The organism is Synechococcus sp. RedBA-s (genome assembly GCF_024345495.1).
Taxonomy (GTDB): domain Bacteria; phylum Cyanobacteriota; class Cyanobacteriia; order PCC-6307; family Cyanobiaceae; genus Regnicoccus_A.
In genome coordinates this window covers 1-17,420 of the sequence record NZ_JAGQBF010000019.1, presented here as the reverse complement: position 1 = coordinate 17,420, position 17,420 = coordinate 1, and the positions used below count along the sequence as shown (strand labels likewise).

The following is a 17,420-nucleotide window of genomic DNA, read 5'->3' as shown; positions in this document are numbered from 1 at the left end:
GGTGCTGCTGCTGCACGGCGGCCTCGACAACCTCTCGGGCAAGACGGGCCTGGCGATGTTGCGCTACCGGCAGGGCCCGGTGGTGGCGGTGGTGGATCCGGCCCATGCCGGCGCCGAGCTGGAGGCCATCACCGGCATTCGGCGGCGGGTGCCGATCGTGGCCGACCTCAATGCCGCCCTGGCCTATCAGCCGGCGGTGGCGGTGGTGGGGCTAGCCCCATCGGGCGGGCAGCTGCCGCCCGAGCTGAAAGCCGATCTGGCGGCGGCCCTTCGGGCCGGCCTGCACCTGGCCAGCGGGCTGCACACCCTCCTGGCCTCTGATCCTCAGCTGGCCGCCCTGCGGGGGCCTGGACAGTGGATCTGGGATCTGCGCCAGGAGCCCCCCGGCCTGGAGGTGGCCGCGGCCCGGGCGGCAGCCCTGCCGGGTGAGCGGGTGCTAGCAGTGGGCACCGACATGGCGGTGGGCAAGATGAGTGCCTGCTTGGAGCTCAGCGCCGCCGCCCGGCGGGCTGGAGCGGATGCCCGTTTCGTCGGCACAGGCCAGGCCGGCATCCTGATCAGCGGCACGGGCGTGCCCCTGGATGCCGTCCGCGTCGACTACGCCGCCGGGGCGGTGGAGCGGGCCTTACTGGAGGTGGCCTCAGAGCCGGCCTGCAGCCAGCAGAGCCTGCTGTTTGTGGAGGGCCAGGGCTCCCTCTGCCACCCTGGTTCGTCCGCCACCCTGCCCCTCATCCGCGGCAGCCAGCCCACCGCCCTGCTGCTGGTGCACCGCGCTGGCCAGAGCCATGTGAACAGGCATCCCCAGGTGGCGCTGCCACCGCTCTCTGAGCTGATCAGCGTGCTGGAGGGTCTGGCGGCCCTGGGCCGGCCCATGGGCACGACATCGCCCCGGGTGAAGGCGGTGGCCTTGAACACCGCCGGCCTGGCCCAGGACCGTGCTGATGAGGCCTGTGCCGCCCTCAGTGAGGCGCTAGGGATTCCCTGCGCAGATCCGGTGAGGGATGAACCAGCAGCCGATCGACTGCTGGTTTCATTCAGGGCGAGCGAGGGGATTCGAACCCCCGGATGGCGGCACCACAAGCCGCTGCCTTAACCACTTGGCGACGCCCGCCGTGGTCTTTGCCAATGTATCAAGCAGCCTTGCACCCTCCCTTTGCGGCCCGCCTCTTCGCTTCGCCTCGCCCGCTGGGGCACCGTCCTGGCCCTGGGCGGAGGGGTCACCGGCGCTGCCCTGGCCTTCACCAATCCAGGGATGGAGGAATTCGAGGGCTTCGCCGGCGACCAGCTGGCTGAACTGGCGGTGGAAGAGGTCTGTGCCAAGCGCCTGCCGATGCCTCTGCAGCTGGCGATCCAGAACTGTCCTGAGCTGATCCGCAGCCAGCACAAGGTGCTCGGCGACCTGGCCCGCCGCAACACCCGGAGGCAGAATTTCGGACTGTTCAGCCTCTACCGCACCCGGATCGGTGGCCCCTCGGTACTGCCGTTTCTCGAGCTCCCCGTGTACCGCGTGCTGACCGTGGCGGCCGCCGGGCATTTCAGGATCCTGACCACCTCCAGCGACAACGACCAGGAGAGGGCCTCCGCCGATCGTGCGCTTTGGTGAGCGCGACTGAATCGCTTCCTCCTGTGATGCCTCAGCTGTTGCCACCGCTGCTGCTGCCGCGTGCCCTGATCGATCCCCAGCTCAACAACTTGCCCCCGGCTGATGAGGGCGGACTGGTGGCGGTGCGCCTGAGCCATCAGCACGGCGTGATCACGGCGATCGAGGCCCACCCCCGCCGCGATGGGGAGTTGCTGCCCCTGGCGCTCACCCCCCTGGTGGAGCCCCATGCCCACCTCGACAAGGCCTTCAGCTGGGAGGGCCACCCCAACCCGGAGGGCACGATGCAGGGTGCCCTGGCGGCCAACCTGGCGGAGCACCAGGGCCGCAGCCTCCAGCAGGTGCTGGAGCGGGGCGAACGGGCCCTGGAGCGGGGCTGGCGCTATGGCCTCAGGGCCGTGCGCAGTCATATTGACAGCCTCGGCTCCGGTGCCGAGCCGGGATGGCAGGGACTGCTGGAGCTCCAACAGCGCTGGGCTCCGCGGCTGTGCCTGCAGCTGGTGGCCCTGGTGCCGGTGCGGCACTGGGCCACGGCGGCTGGCGCGGCCCTGGCCCGCCAGCTGGTGAGCCGTGGGTCCCAGGGAGCGGTGCTGCTGGGGGGTGTACTGGGCGCGCCCATGGCCCCCAGCCGTGCCGATGCTGAGGGGCTGCTGGCCCTGCTGCAGCTGGCCGACAGCCTGGGGGCTCCGGTGGATCTGCACGTCGATGAGAGCGGCGATGGGGGGGGTGCGGGGGTGGCGATGGTGGCCAGGCTGGTGCGGCGCCACCGCATCGGTGTGCCGGTCACCTGCAGCCACAGCTGCTCGATGTCTCAGTTGGGGGCAGCCCGCCTGAGTCGGCTCGCTGATGCCATGGCCGACGCCTCCCTGGCGGTGGTGGCCCTGCCCCCCACCAACCTCTGGCTGCTGGGCCACGCTGCGGGCAACACCCCGGCCAGCCGCCCCCTGGCCCCGATCCGTCAGTTGCAGCGCGCCGGGGTCACGGTGGCGGTGGGGGGCGACAACGTGCAGGACCCCTGGCATCCGGGTGGGGATTTCGATCCCCTGGAGCTGCTGCGCTTCTGCCTGCCGGCGGCCCACCTGGCCCCCTGGCAACGGCAGGGGCTGGCCCCCTTCACCACCGCCGCCTCCCGCCTGATGGGCCTGGAGTGGGACGGGGTGCTGCGTTGCGGGGCCCCAGCCGATCTGGTGGTGCTGGCCGCCGGCAGCTGGAGTGAACTGCTCTGCCGGCCTCCCCAGCGGCGGGTGCTGCGTGCTGGCCAGTGGCTGCCGGAACCGGCCCCGGCCCGACCGGAGCTGGCGGCGCAGCTGGAGGGGATGGCGGCGAGCCATGGCCATGGCTCTGGGTTGGTCCAGCTCGGCTGACTAGACCGGAAGCAGGCGTGAGTTTCCGCCTGCTGTTTGCCGCCCCGCTGTTGTGCCCCTCGATCCAGCCCTCCGTCCCGCTGAGCTGGCCGTTGCTAGCCAGCTGCCGAGCGACCTGCCGGCGCCCGCCAGCGACGCCCAGATGGAGGCACTGGTGGCCGAGCTGAGTTCAGGCGCCGCGGCGGGTCTGGTGCTGATCCGCAGCGGGCCGGAGCTGGAGCGGCTCTCCCGCGATTTCTTCTCCTATTCGCCGGTGCTGACGCCCCTGCTGCAAGACAGGCTGGCCCAGCTGGTGGTCAAAGCCAGCTGTTCGGAGCAGGTGCGGCTGGTGGCGGGAGCCTGTGCCCGCCATGGGGTGCCCATCACCCTGCGCGGCAGCGGCACCGGCAACTACGGCCAGTGCGTTCCCCTGGCGGGGGGTGTGGTGCTCGACCTCAGTGGCCTCAACCAGGTGCGCCAGCTGGATTCCCTCAGCGGCGTACTGACCGCCGAGGCAGGCTGCCTGCTGTCCGACCTGGAGCAGCAGCTGGCGCCCTATGGCCGGGAGCTGCGCCTCACCCCGAGCACCCGCCGCAGCGCCAGCCTGGGGGGGTTCATCGCCGGCGGCTCCGGCGGCATCGGTTCAGTGCGCTGGGGCTTCCTGCGCGATCCCGGCCACCTGTTGGCCCTGGAGGTGGTGACGGTGGAGCCGGAGCCGCGCCTGCTTCAGCTCGATGCCAGCGCCAGCGCCCCGCTCAACCACGCCTACGGCAGCAACGGCATCCTCACCGCCGTGACGGTGGCCACGGCCGCGGCAGTGCCCTGGCAGCAGCTGGTGGTCGATTTCAGCAGCTGGACGGCCGCCCTGGCGGCGATCCGCAGCCTGCCCGCTACCGCCCTGCTGCTCAATGGCCTCTGTCTGCTGGAAGCAGCGGTGGCCCGGCAGCTGCCCTGTCCGGGGGGGCATGGCCCGGACACCTGTCCCGCGGCCGATGGACATCGCCTGCTGCTGCTAGCCGCCGCCGATGCCCTGCCGGTCCTGGAGCCGCTGCTGGCGGCCCTGGGCGGGCGGCTGGTCTGGCAGGCGCCGGAGCAGGGCAGCCGTGGCGTGCCCCTGCGGGAGCTCTGCTGGAACCACACCACCCTGCACATGCGCGCCCACGACCCCGGCTGGACCTACCTGCAGATGCTTCTGCCTCAACCGGAGGCCCCGGCGCTCGACGCCCTCAAGCAGCGCTGGGGGGATGATCTGCTCTGGCACCTGGAGGCCGTGCGTCAGCAAGGCAGCCAGCGGCTGGCTGCCTTGCCCCTGGTGCGCTGGCGGGGTCGGGCGGCGCTGTTGGAGCTGATGGAGCAGGCCCGGCAGCTGGGGGCCTTCCTGTTCAACCCCCACGTGCTCACGGTGGAAGACGGCGGCCTGGGGGTGATCGACACCGATCAGGTGGCGGCCAAACAGGCCTACGACCCGGCCGGGCTGCTCAACCCCGGCAAGTTGCGGGGCTGGACTGAGCGACCTGGGGCGAGCGCTCCTTGGCCTGGCAGCGTGGCTTAGGGGCAGTCGAGGCTGAGGCGGGTGCTCACTCCGGTGGTGGGGTTGGTGCCCTGGGCCCGAAGACAGAGGGAGCGTTGATCGGAGCGATCCAGCAGGGCATCGCTGAAGTCGGCGTCATCGATCAGGGCGCCGCTGAAGCTGCTGCCGGCGGCGATCACACCCCGCAGCAGGGCACCGCTCAGGTCGGTGCCGCTGAAATCGGCCCGGTCCATCAGGGCATCGGAGAGGTCGGCGCCGCTGAAGTCGGAACGCAGAAACGCCGACTGGGTGAGGATCGCTCCGCGCAGATCCGCGCCACTGAAATCGGCATCCCGGGCCATTACGCCGGCGAAGGAGGTGTTGGCCAGTTGCTGGCCGCTGAAGTCCTTGCCGTCCTGGTTGGTGAGGGTGTAATCGACCCGGTCTTGAAACAGGGCACGATCCTGCAGGCCCACCCCTGTGCTGGTGTCGAGGGCGAAGGCGGGGGCGCTCCAGGGGCCGCTCAGCAGCGCGGCCACCAGCAGCGCCAGCAGCAGGGCGCCCAGGGTGGCGGGTCTGCCGCGGCGGGGCTGCTGTTGCCCTTGGTGGCCCTGGGGCTGGAGCGGATGCGTGGCAGGGGTCATGGGCTGCTGCGGGAAGTGGTCTCCACTCTCTCCTGGATCACCCCGATGGATCACCACGAGTCCTGGAGGGCCCCTGAAGCGATTAGTCCGCCGATCAGGTAGAGCGATCCCGCCACCACCAGCGCCTGGCCGCCAGCCCTGGCCGTGGCGGCGCCGAGGGCTTCAGCCAGCGTGGGGCTTGCCAGCAGGCGTCCGGCCAGCTCGGGCGCCTCTGCCAGCAGGTCCTCCAGGCTCCAGCAGGCGTGCTCCGGCACCGGCACCAGCCAGGCCCGATCGGATGGGGCCAGCAGGGTGCGCAGCATCGCTGGTGCCGGCTTGTTGGCCAGTACCCCCAGCAGCCAGCAGCGGCCGCCTTCGCTGGCCCCGGCCTGATCCAGCTCCTGGCGCAGGGCTTCGGCGGCCGGCAGGTTGTGGGCCCCATCCAGCAGCAGCGGGTGCCCCCGCCAGAGCACCGGCTGCAGCCGCGCCGGCCAGCGGGCCCCCTCAAAGCCCTCAACGATGGCCTGATTGGGGATCGTCCAGCCCCGTTGGCGCAGGGCCCTCACCAGGCCGAGGGCCACGGCGGCGTTGTGGCGCTGCACCAGGCCGGGCAGGCCGCTGCGCCAGCGCAGCTGGCCGGCCAGCAGATGCTCGCCGTCGCTGGCCAGCGGGTCGACCCAGAGCAAGGGGCTGCCGCTCTCGATGGCGCGCTGACGCAGCACCGCCGCGGCCTCAGGTTGCTGGGGGCCGCTCACCGCCAGGCTGCCGGGGCAGAAGATGCCTGCCTTTTCCGCAGCAATGGCCGCGATCGTGGCGCCGAGCACCTCGGCATGGTCCATGCCGATGGAGGCGAATCCCAGCACCTGGCGGTCTGGGTGGACGGTGGTGGCATCCAGTCGTCCCCCCAGGCCCACCTCCAGCACCACGATCTCGAGGCCGGCGTCGGCGAAGGCCTGGAACGCCGCCAGGGTCACCAGCTCGAAGGGGGTGAGGTCGTGGCGCCGGGCCAGGGGCTGCAGGTCGCCCAGCAACTGGCGCAACTGCGGCTCGGCGATGGGCTGTTCCCCCAGCCGGATGCGCTCACACCAGCTCACCAGGTGGGGGGAGGTGTAGAGCCCGGCGCGGAGGCCACTGGCCAGTAGCGCGGCGTGCACCAGGGTGCAGATCGATCCCTTGCCGTTGGTGCCCGCCACCTGCACCGCCGCGTAGCGGCGCTCGGGATGGCCCAGCTCCGCCAGGGCGCTGCCCATCCGCTCCAGGCCCAGATCAACCCCGCGGCGGTTGAACGGCTCGATCAGGTCGGCGAAGGAATCGATAACAGGGCCTGCTCCAGCAGCGCCACCGCCAGGCGCAGCTGGCGGGGCTGAATCACCAGGGGCGGCACCAGGCGCACCACCCGTGGCCCGGCGGGCACCACCAGCAGGCCCTTCTCAATGGCGGCCTGGACGATCTGGGGGGCGGTGGGGGCCTCCGGCCTGAGCACCAGGCCCTGGAGCAGACCCCAGCCGCGCACCCCCTCCAGCCACTGGGGGTGGCGGCCCACCAGCTCAGCCAGCACCTGCTGCAGCAACTCGCCCATCTGCTGCACATGGGGCACCAGCAGGCGCCGCTCCAGTTCCTGGGCCACCGTCAGGGCGGCGCGGCAGGCCAGCGGGTTGCCGCCGAAGGTGCTGGCGTGGTCGCCGGGGCGGAAGTGATCGAAGGCCTGCTTCACCGCCAGGGCGCCGATGGGGAAGCCACCGCCCAGCCCCTTGGCTGTGGTGAAGGCATCGGGTTCGACACCCAGCTTTTCGTAGCCCCAGAGGCAGCCGCTGCGGCCCATGCCGATCTGCACCTCGTCGAAGATGAGAAGGATGCTGTGCTGATCGCAGAGCTGGCGTACCCGCTGGAAGAAGGCCGGATCGCCGGGGTTGACGCCTCCCTCGCCCTGCAGGGGCTCCAGCATCACAGCCGCCACGCGCGGACCATCGGCTTCACAGCGGCTCAGCAGTGCTTCGAAGGCTGCTGTGTCGTTGTAGGGGAAGAAGTGGAAACCCTCCACCATCGGCTCGAAGCCCTGGTGGTATTTAGGCTGGCCTGTGGCGCTCACCGTGGCCAGGGTGCGGCCATGGAAGCTGGCCTGGGCCGTGAGGATCAGCGGCCGCTCGATCCCACGTACCTGATGGCCGTGCTTGCGGGCCAGCTTGATGGCGGCCTCATTGGCTTCGGCGCCGGAATTACAGAAGAAGACCCGATCAGCGCAGCTGCGCCCCACGATCCAGCGGGCCAGCTCCTCCTGCTCGGGAATCCTGTAGAGGTTGGAGACGTGCTGCAGCTTGCCCAGCTGTTGACCCAGGGCCCGGCGCATCACCCGATCGCTGTGGCCCAGCGTGCAGGTGGCGATCCCGGCCACGCAATCCAGATAGCGGCGTCCCTGCTGGTCGCGCACCCAGACCCCACGCCCTTTGACCAGCTCCAGTGGCAGGCGGGCATAGGTGTCCATTACCGCCGAGGCCGGCCTATGAACCACCTCCGTGGGTGCCTGCGGCTGGGGGGGGGGCTGGCTGGTCCGAGCCATGGTGATGGGAGCGGTGGGACTTGAACCCACATGCCCGAAGGCGCTCGATTTTGAGTCGAGTCCGTCTACCAATTCCGGCACGCTCCCGCGAGTGCCACTTTACGTGGCAGCTGCTGGCTTAGGGCTCCAGGCGCCGGATTGAGGCGCCGACGGCGTTGAGCTTGCCTTCGAAATCGGCGTAGCCCCGATCCAGGAACTCCAGGCCGCCAACGGTGGTGACGCCATCGGCGGCCAGACCGGCCAGCACCATCGCGGCCGAGGCGCGCAGGTCGGTGCCCTGCACAGGAGCGCCACTGAGCCGAGCCACCCCCTCCACCAGGGCGGTGTTGCCCTGCATGCGGATATCGGCACCCATGCGCTGCAGCTCAGCCACGTGCTGAAGGCGGTTCTCGAAAATGTTCTCCACCACCATGCTGGTGCCCTGGGCTGTGGCCAGCACGCTCATGAAGGGGGCTTGCAGGTCGGTGGGAAAGCCGGGAAATGGCTGGGTGCGCAGGTCAACGGCCTTGATCTGCTCAGCCCGCAGGGTCATGCCCTCGCCATCGGCAGTCAGCTCGCAGCCCGCCTCCACCAGCTTGTTGAACACGGCGCCGAGGTGGTCGGGGACCACCGGGGTGACGTGGAGGGTGGAGCGGGTGATGGCAGCGGCCAGAAGGAAGGTGCCGGCTTCGATGCGGTCGGGGATGACCGCGTAGTCGGCGCCGTGGAGGCGCTCGACGCCATCGATGACGATCGTGGGAGTGCCGGCGCCGCTGACGCGGCCGCCCATGGCGTTGAGCAGACCGGCCAGATCCACCACCTCAGGCTCAAGGGCGGCGTTCTCGATCACCGTTTCGCCATCCGCCAGGGTGGCGGCCATCATCAGGGTTTCGGTGGCGCCGACGCTGGGGCATTCCATGTGAATGCGGCCGCTGCTGAGACGCTGGCTGCGGCCCGGCACGGCGGCTGACACCACCCCGTGCTCGATGCTCACCTGGGCGCCGAGGGTCTTGAGGCCCTTGACATGCTCGATCACCGGCCTGGATCCGATCTTGCAGCCACCGGGCAGGGGCACCTTGGCCATGCCCAGGCGGGCCAGCAGGGGGCCGATGCAGAAGAAGCTCGCCCGCAGGCTGTTCACCAGCTCATAGGGAGGGGTCGACTGGCTGAGGTGGCTGGCATCGAGCTCCACCCAGTCGCCCCCCCGTCTCACGCGCACCCCGAGGGCGGTGAGGATTTCGCTCATGCCGGCGATGTCCGTGAGGGGCGGCACGTTGCTCAGGCGCAGGGTGTCGCGGCTGAGCAGGCAGGCCGCCATCAGCACCAGGGCGGAATTCTTGGCACCACTGACCCGGACCTCACCGGCGAGCCGTCGTCCACCGGTGATCTCGAGCTGGGGCACAAGCAGTGAGGTGGGCGTCGGTGCGACGGTCAGAGTCATGGCAATCGGGCCGACTTTTGGTTCCGGAATCTTGACAACCAAGCCAGCGACCGTCTAGGCGTCCGCCCATGAAACTGTCATGGATAGTCGCAAGTTTGCCTGATCGCCTCTGGCAGGTGGTCTGGCGCTGGTCGGGGCGGCCCGCCGTGATTTAAGGTTTCTCAGTCGCTTCGGTGGCACGCCAGCGGATGTGGCGGAATTGGTAGACGCGCTAGTTTCAGGTACTAGTGGCAGCAATGTCGTGGGAGTTCAAGTCTCCCCATCCGCACTTTCTCCAGCCCACGCCCTCTTCTCTCCCCTGCGGGGACCAGTGTTTCCGGCCGTGGTGCCGCCCCACCCATGATTGTCATCAAGATCACGAACTCTTCTGAGGTGGTCGCCAAGAAGATCGGTAAGTTCCTGGAAAGCCTCACTCCCGAAGGCATGGATGAAGCCACCATCGAAGACATCGTCGTGAGCCGCCTGGTGGAAAACCTCAGCAGCGAGGGCATCGAAGGTGAGGTGGCCTCGATCCGTGGCCTCGATCTGGAAGAGTCCGGGATCCTGATCAAGGACTCCACGCATGTGCGCCGCCGTCAGACCTTCTGAGGCCAGTGAGGGCTCCGCTGGGCATTCCCGCGCCCCTGAGCTGATCAGCAGCCGCCGCAATCCCCTCGTGGGTCGGCTCCGCGCCCTGCACCAGCCCCGCGGCCGCCGGGAGCAGGGCCTGCTGCTGGTGGAGGGCACCCATCTGCTGGTGGAGGCCCTGCGCCTGGGTCTGTCGCTTGATCAGGTGCTAGCCAGCCCCGGCTGGATCGAGCGCCACCACGCGTTGCTGGCGGCCCATCCGCGGATGGCCGCCGTGCTGCAGCCGGTCGCTGAGCCGGTGCTGGAGGCGGTGGCCACCACCGCCCACCCCGATGGGGTGGTGCTGACACTGCCGTGGCCCCAGCCGCCGGCTGACCAGGGACTTGGGGGCGAGTGCCTCGAGTTCGTGCTGGCGCTCGATCGCCTCCAGGACCCCGGAAATCTCGGCACCTTGATGCGCACGGCCCTGGCGGCAGGAGTGCAGGAGCTCTGGCTGGGGGAGGGGGCCGACCCCTTCCAGCCCAAGGTGCTGCGTGCTTCGGCGGGTGCGGCTCTGGCCCTGCCCTGCCGCCGGCTGGAGCAGCTGCTGCCCCGCCTCGAGAGCGCCCGCGCCGGCGGAGCCCAGGTGGTGGCCTCGGTGGTGGCCGGCGGGAGGCCCTACTGGCAGCTCGACTGGACCCGCCCCACCGTGTTGCTGCTCGGTAACGAGGGAGCCGGGCTGGCGCCGGAGCTGCTGGCGGCCAGCAGCCACCTGGTCACCATTCCCCACAGCGGGGCTGTGGAATCGCTGAATGTGGCGGTGGCCGCCGCGCCCTTGCTGTTGGAGCGCTGGCGTCAGCTGACGGGGGAGAATGCGGGGCAACAACCGCAGCAGTTCAGGTGAGCGACGCCAGTGCAGCCAGCTTTGACTTCGATCTGATCGTGATCGGTGCCGGCTACGGTGGCTTCGACGCCGCCAAGCACGCTGCCGACCATGGCCTGCGCACGGCGATCGTCGAATCCCGTGATATGGGTGGCACCTGCGTGAACCGGGGCTGCGTGCCCTCCAAGGCCCTTCTGGCTGCCAGTGGCCGGGTGCGGGAGCTGGCCGATGCGGAGCACCTGCGCGGCTTCGGCATCCATGCGGCTCCGGTGCGCTTCGAGCGCCAGAAGATCGCTGACCACGCCAACCAGCTGGTGGCCACGATCCGCACCAACCTCACCAGGAGCCTGGAGCGCGCCGGCGCCACGATCCTGCGCGGCAAGGGCCGGCTGGAGGGGCCCCAGCGGGTGGCTGTGCGTGAAGCCAGCGGCATCGAGCGGGTGTACTCCGCCCGCGACGTGATCATCGCCACCGGCTCCGACCCCTTTGTTCCCCCCGGGATCGAAACCGACGGCCGCACCGTCTTCACCAGCGACGAGGCCATCAGCCTGGAGTGGCTGCCCCGCTGGATCGCGATCATCGGCAGCGGCTACATCGGCCTGGAGTTCGCCGACGTCTACACGGCCCTTGGCTGTGAGGTCACCATGATCGAGGCGCTCGATCGGGTGATGCCCACCTTTGATCCCGACATCGCCAAGATCGCCGCCCGCAAGCTGATCGATGGCCGCGACATCGACGCTCGCGCCGGCGTGCTGGCCAAGACGGTGACCCCGGGTTCACCGGTGCGAATCGAGCTGGTGGAGATGGTCAGCCGTGAGCCGGTGGAAATCCTGGAGGTGGATGCGGTACTGGTGGCCACCGGCCGGGTGCCCGTGAGCAAGGAGCTCAACCTCGAGAGCGTCGGGGTGACCACCAACCGCGGCTTTATTCCGGTGGATGAGGCGATGCGCGTGCTGGTGGATGACAAGCCTTTGGCGCATCTCTGGGCCGTCGGCGATGTCACCGGCAAGATGATGCTGGCTCATACGGCCGCTGCCCAGGGAGGCGTGGCCGTGGACAACATCCTGGGTCACCAGCGCCTGATCGATTATCGCTCGATTCCGGCAGCCACCTTCACCCATCCCGAGATCAGCTCCGTGGGCCTGAGTGAATCTGACGCCAAAGCGCTGGCCGCCAGCGACGGCTTCGAGCTGGGGCTGGTGCGCAGCTACTTCAAGGCCAACTCCAAGGCCCTGGCGGAGCTGGAGAGCGACGGCCTGATGAAACTGCTGTTCAACCGCTCCAGCGGTGAGGTGCTGGGGGCCCACATCTATGGCCTCCATGCCGCCGACCTGATCCAGGAGATCGCCAATGCCGTGGCCCGGCGCCAGAGCGTGCGCGAGCTGGCCAACGAGGTGCACACCCACCCCACCCTGAGCGAAGTGGTGGAGGTGGCCTACAAGCAGGCGGCCGCCGCTCTGGCCTGACGCCTCAGCGCTCCTACGATCGCTTCACTGCTTCCATTGCCGCCAATCCTTGGAGATCCGTCGCCGCCCGCCCAATCTCCCCGTGCGGGTGGCCCACCTGCAGTTCGGCATTCCCCACGAGGAGGCGGCCCCGCGCCACATCCTTGAGGAAATCCTCTGGGAAAAGGACCGGGAACTCACCAGCTCGCGGGAGCGGGTTCCCCTCGACAAGCTCAAGCAGCAGGTGGCCGACCTGCCCCCATGCCGCGACTTCGTGGCCGCCCTGCGCGCCAGCTGTCGCAAGCCGGCCGTGATCGCCGAGGTGAAGAAGGCCAGCCCCAGCAAGGGCGTCATCCGCGCAGACTTCGACCCCATCGCCATCGCCCGCGGCTACCAGGCGGGGGGCGCCAGTTGCCTCTCGGTGCTCACCGACAAGGCTTTCTTCCAGGGGGGCTTCGAGGTGCTGGTGGACGTGCGCCAGGCGGTGGAGCTGCCCCTGCTCTGCAAGGACTTCATCCTCACCCCCTACCAGCTGTATCAGGCCCGCGCCGCCGGGGCCGATGCCGCCCTGCTGATCGCCGCCATCCTCACCGACCAGGACCTCACCTACCTGCTGAAGGTGGCCCATGCCCTCGGCCTGGGGGTGCTGCTGGAGGTGCACGATGCCGCTGAGATGGAGCGGGCGCTGGCCCTCGATGGGGTGGAGATGATCGGCATCAACAACCGTGATCTCACCAGCTTCCACACCGATCTGGCTACCACCGAGGAGCTGATGGCCCGCTTCGGGGAGCGTCTTCGCCAGAAGGGCGCCCTGCTGGTGAGCGAGTCGGGGCTGGCCAGCCGCGATGATCTCGACAGGGTGATGGGCGCCGGCGCCGATGCCGTGCTGGTGGGCGAGGCGCTGATGCGCGAAGCCGACGTGACCCTCGCGCTGGAGACCCTGATCGGAGCCTGAATCTCCCTGGCCGGCGGCGGCTTGCGGGCGGCCAGGGGCCCTGGAGGTCAAGGGAAAACCCCCAGCCGGAGCCTCTACAGAGTAGGAGGGTCCAGCTGGGGGTTTGGGTGGGCCAGCTCCTGCCGGAGCCAGCCAAGAACTGAACTGGGAACTCAGACCTTGCGGCTGTAGAACTCCACCACCAGCAGTTCGTTGATCTCGAGGGCCACCCACTCGCGCTCGATCCGCCCGTTGACCTTGGCGGTGAACTTGTTCTTGTCGAGTTCGAGGTTGGGGGGGATGTTGGCCAGACCCGGGAATTCCAGGTTGCCTTCGGCCAGCTGACGGCTGGCCTTGCGCTCACGCACGACGATCACGTCGCCGGGGCGGCACTGGTAGCTGGGCACATCCACGACACGGCCGTTCACGGTGATGTGGCCGTGGTTCACCAGCTGGCGGGCACCGGGAACAGTGGGGCCGAAGCCGAGGCGGAAGCAGATGTTGTCGAGACGGTTCTCCAGGAGCTTCAGCAGGTTGGTTCCGGTAGAACCCTCCTGGGCGCGCGCTTTCTTGACGTAGCGCACGAGCTGGCGCTCGGAGATGCCGTAGTTGAAGCGAAGCTTCTGCTTCTCTTCGAGGCGGATGGCGTATTCGGAGCGCTTGCGACGGGCTTGGCCGTGCTGACCGGGGGGATAAGCCCGCTTGGCGGACTTACGGGTGAGACCGGGAAGGTCTCCCAAGCGCCGCGTCACCCTCAGGCGAGGACCGCGGTAGCGAGACATGCAGACAGAAACAGAGGACGGGGTTCTGGAACGAAGCGCAGGCTGGCCGTGGGCCAGGCCGTCCGGGGAGCATGCTGGAGGCATCCTCCAAGCACCCGGTCGTGCAACGCCAGTTGTCGATCCTATCCGTTGGCTTCTCAGGTCTCAGCCGGGCGCTGCAGCAGCTCCTGCTCACCCTGATCAGCGGCTACCGCCGCTGGCTCTCGCCCCTGCTCGGTCCCCGCTGCCGCTTCATCCCCAGCTGCAGCGCCTATGGCCTTGAGGCGATCCAGCGTCACGGCCCCTGGCGAGGTGGCTGGCTCACCCTGAGGCGCCTGCTGCGTTGCCACCCCTTCACCCCCTGCGGATGCGATCCGGTGCCCGAGTGAACCTGCCCGCTACCCCCCTGCCGGAGCTGCTGCTCTACAGCCGTGATGGCTGCTGCCTGTGCCAGGGCCTGGAAGAGCGGCTGCGGGCCTTGGTGCCGCCTCCACCGCTGCAGGTGGTCAATGTGGATCACGATCCCCAACTTCAGGCCCGCTATGGCCTTGAGGTGCCCCTGCTGGCGGTGGTCCGGCAGGGGCGGCCGCAGTTCTTGCCGAGGGTCGGGCCGCGGCTGGGGGGCGATGGCCTGCAGCGTTGGCTGCGGAAGTGTCTGGCGGAGCTGCCTGGTCCGCCTTTGAGCGCCTAAAACAGCCCGAACTCCAACCGCGCCGGCCCCAGCCCCTGGGGACGACCTCCTGATGCCCCAGCTGCTCCACTCCCTCCTGCAGGACTGCGCTATGGCGATTCCTGCCCATCTGCCCGATGCCGTTGTCACCGGCCTCAGCTGTGATTCCCGCAGGGTCGCCGCCGGCACCCTGTTCATCGGTCTTCCCGGGGGGCAGGTGGATGGGGGAAGCTTCTGGCCAACCGCCCTGGAGCGGGGAGCGGTGGCGGCGCTGATCGGACCAGCGGCGGCAGCCCAGCGCCCCCCGGGGCCAGCCGATCCTGTGCTGGTGCTGCAGGACCCGGTGGCGGAATGGGCTGGCAGGCTGGCGGCCTCGTTCTGGAACGACCCCAGCCGCCGCCTGGCTGTGATCGGTGTCACCGGCACCAACGGTAAGACCACCACCACGTATCTGATCGAGCACCTCAGTGCCGGCTGCGGCCAGTCGACAGCCCTGTTCGGCACCTTGATCAACCGCTGGCCGGGGCACAGCGTCACGGCGGCGCACACCACGGCCTTTGCCGATGTGCTGCAAGGCCAGCTAGCCCAAGCAGTGGACGCCGGAGCCCAGCTGGCGGCCATGGAGGTGAGCTCCCACGCCCTCGACCAGCGCCGGGTGGCCGGCTGCCATTTCGCAGGCGCCGTGTTCACCAACCTCACCCAGGACCACCTCGACTACCACCCCTCGATGGAGGCCTACTTCGAGGCGAAGGCCCGTCTGTTCTCACCCGAGCGGCTGGATGGCACGGCGGTGGTGAACATCGACGACCCCTGGGGCGCCCGACTGGCCGAGCGGCTCTCGGGGACGCTTGGGGAGAGGCTCTGGCGCAGTTCCCTGGCTGCGGCGACGGCTGAAGCGCGCCCCGATGAGCTGGCCGAGCTGCGGCTCGACGACCTGGTCTTCGCCGCCGATGGGGTGAGCGGCACCCTGATCACCCCCCTGGGGCGTGGGGAGTTCCGCTCCCCCCTGGTGGGCCGCTTCAATCTGATGAATCTGCTGCAGGCTGTGGGGGTGCTGCAGCAGCAGGGATTGCCCCTGGACAAGCTGCTGAAGGCGATCCCAAGCTTCCGGGGCGTGCCCGGCCGGATGGAGCGGGTGGTGCTGCCCGAGGCCGCTGAGCTGCCGGCGGTGCTGGTCGACTACGCCCATACCCCCGATGGCCTGGAGAATGCCCTGGCGGCCTGCCGGCCTTTCACCCAGGGCCAGCTGATCTGTGTGTTCGGCTGCGGCGGCGACCGCGACCGGGGCAAGCGCCCCCAGATGGCCGCGATCGCCGCGCGGCTGGCCGACCGGGTGGTGGTGACCTCCGACAACCCCCGCACCGAGGATCCCCAGCGCATCCTCAGCGATGTGGTGGCGGGCATTCCGGCCGGCACCGACTTGGTGGTGGAGCCAGATCGGGCCGCGGCGATCGCGGCGGCCGTCGCCGCGGCAAGCCCAGGCGATCTGCTCCTGATCGCCGGCAAGGGCCACGAGGATTACCAGATCCTGGGCACCACCAAGATTCACTTCGACGACCGGGAGCAGGCGGAGCAGGCACTGCGCTCCAGGCTTGGCTGAAGGCAGGGCAGCGCCTGGAAGTGGCCGATGCGGTAGTCCGCCAGGCGTCCTGCCCCGTACCTTGACCAGGCTCCAGATCTTCACTCCGCCTTCCTATGGCTTCGCCCGTGCCCTTGTCGAGGAAGTTCCTCGCTGAACTGATCGGCACCTTCTGGCTGGTGTTCGGCGGCTGTGGCAGTGCTGTGCTGGCCGCCGTCTTCCCCTACGCCCAGGCCGAGGCCAATCCTCTGGGTCTTGGTTTCCTTGGGGTATCGCTGGCCTTCGGCCTCACCCTGCTCACGATGGCTTACACCATCGGCCACATCTCTGGCTGCCACATCAACCCCGCCGTCACCTTCGGCCTCTGGGCGAGCGGCCGCCATCCAGGCTCACAGCTGCTTCCCTACATCGTCGCTCAGGTGCTGGGGGGCCTGATCGCCGGCGGACTGCTCTTCGGCATCGCCAGTGGTCGACCCGGCTTCGCGCTGACCGGCAGCAACCCCCTGGCGACCAACGGGTTCGGGGCCCACTCACCCGGTGGCTACGGATTGCTGCCGGCTCTGGTGATCGAAGTGGTCCTCACCTTCATCTTCCTGCTGGTGATTCTTGGCACCACCCACCGGGATGCGATCAAGGACCTGGCCGGCGTTCCGATCGGTTTGTCGCTGACGCTGATTCACCTGATCAGCATTCCGGTCACCAACACCTCAGTGAACCCGGCCCGCAGCACCGGCGTGGCCTTCTGGGTGGGCGGCGATGCCGTTGGCCAGCTGTGGCTGTTCTGGCTAGCGCCCATTGCCGGCGCCCTGCTGGCCGGCTGGGTGCAGCGTTACCTGCTGGATGGTCGCAGCGACTGAGTGCTCAGGCCTCTTCCTTGTCTTCACGGCTGCGCAGCACCAGGTAGCTGCCTGTGGCCAGCGTGATCGGCACCAGCAGGGCCCAGAGCTTGCCGGTGTTGACCAAGGGGGCAGAGGCGATGGTCTCCTTGGGAGCGGCATAGGGTGATTCCTTTTCGCTCCCTGGCGCCTGGGTTCCTTCGAGGGGCGGAGTGAGACTGGCCGGACTGCCCCAGGCCGGTGTGGTCGATGCCACGAGACAGGAGGCACCGAGGAATGCCGCACCCAGCAGTGACAAGCCCGGGTGGATCGTCAGGGGAAGGGGACGCATGGCAGGAGACACGACGACTGGATCAGTCTGATCGCCTTCCTCCGGCCTGACAGCCAAGGTTGAGCAACTGGTGCTCCGGGTCAGGGCCGGCCCAGGCTGCTGAGTTCGGCCAGGGCATCGAGCAGCAGCTCCACCTCTTCGCCTGTGGTGGTGATGTGGGTGCAGGCCCTGAGGCAGTGGGGATCGTCGAGGGTGCGTAGCCAGATGGCCCGCTGCCCCAGCTGATGCACCAGATCCCCTGGAGCCACTCCCTCCACCACGAAGCTCACCAGGCCTGCCGGTGGCGGCACCTCCAGAAGGGGATGCACGCCCGGCAGCTGGGTAAGCCCATGCCAGAGCTGGTGGCTGCGCTCCTGGATCAGCTCCAGCCGTTGCTGCGCCG

General features: G+C 69.2%; 17 protein-coding genes, 3 tRNA genes and 2 pseudogenes. 13 read left to right on the top strand and 9 right to left on the bottom strand.

The window, feature by feature from the left end; genetic code table 11:
* Nucleotides 1-55: 55 nt before the first annotated feature.
* Nucleotides 56-946, top strand: a pseudogene (locus KBY67_RS09300) (DUF1611 domain-containing protein); the annotation flags it as partial.
* 92 nt (nucleotides 947-1,038) lie between these two features.
* Here the strand turns inward: KBY67_RS09300 and KBY67_RS09295 are convergent.
* Nucleotides 1,039-1,111, bottom strand: a tRNA-His gene (locus KBY67_RS09295).
* 42 nt (nucleotides 1,112-1,153) lie between these two features.
* Between KBY67_RS09295 and KBY67_RS09290 the strand changes: the two genes are divergently transcribed.
* The 3 genes from KBY67_RS09290 to KBY67_RS09280 are packed head-to-tail and all read left to right on the top strand — an operon-like array spanning nucleotide 1,154 to nucleotide 4,495.
* On the top strand, nucleotides 1,154-1,603 hold the full coding sequence (locus KBY67_RS09290; RefSeq protein WP_255110750.1) for a DUF4359 domain-containing protein: 450 nt from the start codon (nucleotides 1,154-1,156) through the stop codon (nucleotides 1,601-1,603).
* Between the two features lie 26 nt (nucleotides 1,604-1,629).
* Complete coding sequence (locus tag KBY67_RS09285; protein ID WP_255110749.1) at nucleotides 1,630-2,964, top strand: amidohydrolase family protein; 1,335 nt, start codon at nucleotides 1,630-1,632, stop codon at nucleotides 2,962-2,964.
* Between the two features lie 52 nt (nucleotides 2,965-3,016).
* A complete protein-coding gene (locus KBY67_RS09280) occupies nucleotides 3,017-4,495 on the top strand; it encodes an FAD-binding oxidoreductase (RefSeq protein WP_255110748.1) in 1,479 nt (492 codons plus the stop codon).
* Here KBY67_RS09280 and KBY67_RS09275 read toward each other — a convergent pair.
* From KBY67_RS09275 to murA, 5 genes are all read right to left on the bottom strand, one after another.
* Nucleotides 4,492-5,097 (bottom strand): pentapeptide repeat-containing protein, encoded by a 606-nt coding sequence (locus tag KBY67_RS09275; protein ID WP_255110747.1) that lies wholly within the window; start codon nucleotides 5,095-5,097, stop codon nucleotides 4,492-4,494. The two genes, KBY67_RS09280 and KBY67_RS09275, sit on opposite strands and share 4 nt — an antisense overlap.
* Nucleotides 5,098-5,147: 50 nt before the next feature.
* Entirely contained in the window at nucleotides 5,148-6,326 is a 1,179-nt protein-coding gene (locus tag KBY67_RS09270) for a folylpolyglutamate synthase/dihydrofolate synthase family protein (RefSeq protein WP_255110746.1), read from the bottom strand.
* A 44-nt stretch (nucleotides 6,327-6,370) separates the two neighbouring features.
* Nucleotides 6,371-7,558, bottom strand: a complete 1,188-nt coding sequence (locus tag KBY67_RS09265; protein WP_255110790.1) for an aspartate aminotransferase family protein — start codon at nucleotides 7,556-7,558, stop codon at nucleotides 6,371-6,373.
* An 80-nt stretch (nucleotides 7,559-7,638) separates the two neighbouring features.
* Nucleotides 7,639-7,720: transfer RNA gene (locus tag KBY67_RS09260), tRNA-Leu, on the bottom strand.
* A gap of 31 nt (nucleotides 7,721-7,751) precedes the next feature.
* A complete protein-coding gene (gene murA / locus KBY67_RS09255) occupies nucleotides 7,752-9,053 on the bottom strand; it encodes a UDP-N-acetylglucosamine 1-carboxyvinyltransferase (RefSeq protein ID WP_255110745.1) in 1,302 nt (433 codons plus the stop codon).
* Nucleotides 9,054-9,237: 184 nt separating this feature from the next.
* Here murA and KBY67_RS09250 point away from each other — a divergent pair.
* The 5 genes from KBY67_RS09250 to trpC all read left to right on the top strand — a co-directional run bounded on the left by KBY67_RS09250 (nucleotide 9,238) and on the right by trpC (nucleotide 12,882).
* Nucleotides 9,238-9,321: transfer RNA gene (locus KBY67_RS09250), tRNA-Leu, on the top strand.
* Between the two features lie 71 nt (nucleotides 9,322-9,392).
* Nucleotides 9,393-9,641 carry a hypothetical protein gene (locus tag KBY67_RS09245; protein ID WP_255110744.1) on the top strand — a complete coding sequence of 83 codons (249 nt, stop codon included), beginning with the start codon at nucleotides 9,393-9,395 and terminating at the stop codon, nucleotides 9,639-9,641.
* The gene (locus KBY67_RS09240; RefSeq protein WP_255110743.1) at nucleotides 9,616-10,503 is read left to right on the top strand and encodes an RNA methyltransferase; all 888 of its coding nucleotides are present in this window, start codon (nucleotides 9,616-9,618) and stop codon (nucleotides 10,501-10,503) included. Before KBY67_RS09245 ends, KBY67_RS09240 begins: the two co-directional genes overlap by 26 nt.
* On the top strand, nucleotides 10,500-11,948 hold the full coding sequence (locus KBY67_RS09235; RefSeq protein ID WP_255110742.1) for a dihydrolipoyl dehydrogenase: 1,449 nt from the start codon (nucleotides 10,500-10,502) through the stop codon (nucleotides 11,946-11,948). The genes KBY67_RS09240 and KBY67_RS09235 overlap by 4 nt, the downstream gene beginning before the upstream one ends.
* Before the next feature lie 49 nt (nucleotides 11,949-11,997).
* Complete coding sequence (trpC, locus tag KBY67_RS09230) at nucleotides 11,998-12,882, top strand: indole-3-glycerol phosphate synthase TrpC (protein ID WP_255110741.1); 885 nt, start codon at nucleotides 11,998-12,000, stop codon at nucleotides 12,880-12,882.
* Nucleotides 12,883-13,034: 152 nt separating this feature from the next.
* Here the strand turns inward: trpC and rpsD are convergent, their stop codons facing one another.
* Complete coding sequence (gene rpsD, locus KBY67_RS09225) at nucleotides 13,035-13,643, bottom strand: 30S ribosomal protein S4 (protein ID WP_255110740.1); 609 nt, start codon at nucleotides 13,641-13,643, stop codon at nucleotides 13,035-13,037.
* Nucleotides 13,644-13,714: 71 nt separating this feature from the next.
* On the opposite strand from rpsD, the gene yidD reads away from it, so the two are divergent.
* The 4 genes from yidD (at nucleotide 13,715) to aqpZ (ending at nucleotide 16,728) form a co-directional block, all read left to right on the top strand.
* Nucleotides 13,715-14,011 (top strand): membrane protein insertion efficiency factor YidD, encoded by a 297-nt coding sequence (gene yidD, locus KBY67_RS09220; protein ID WP_255110739.1) that lies wholly within the window; start codon nucleotides 13,715-13,717, stop codon nucleotides 14,009-14,011.
* Complete coding sequence (locus tag KBY67_RS09215; protein ID WP_255110738.1) at nucleotides 13,990-14,313, top strand: glutaredoxin family protein; 324 nt, start codon at nucleotides 13,990-13,992, stop codon at nucleotides 14,311-14,313. Before yidD ends, KBY67_RS09215 begins: the two co-directional genes overlap by 22 nt.
* Nucleotides 14,314-14,365: 52 nt before the next feature.
* On the top strand, nucleotides 14,366-15,892 hold the full coding sequence (locus tag KBY67_RS09210; protein ID WP_255110737.1) for a UDP-N-acetylmuramoyl-L-alanyl-D-glutamate--2,6-diaminopimelate ligase: 1,527 nt from the start codon (nucleotides 14,366-14,368) through the stop codon (nucleotides 15,890-15,892).
* 95 nt (nucleotides 15,893-15,987) lie between these two features.
* On the top strand, nucleotides 15,988-16,728 hold the full coding sequence (gene aqpZ / locus KBY67_RS09205; RefSeq protein ID WP_255110736.1) for an aquaporin Z: 741 nt from the start codon (nucleotides 15,988-15,990) through the stop codon (nucleotides 16,726-16,728).
* 4 nt (nucleotides 16,729-16,732) lie between these two features.
* On the opposite strand, the gene KBY67_RS09200 is transcribed toward aqpZ, so the two are convergent.
* Complete coding sequence (locus tag KBY67_RS09200; RefSeq protein WP_255110735.1) at nucleotides 16,733-17,038, bottom strand: hypothetical protein; 306 nt, start codon at nucleotides 17,036-17,038, stop codon at nucleotides 16,733-16,735.
* Nucleotides 17,039-17,118: 80 nt separating this feature from the next.
* Nucleotides 17,119-17,420, bottom strand: a pseudogene (locus KBY67_RS09195) (cysteine lyase); the annotation flags it as partial.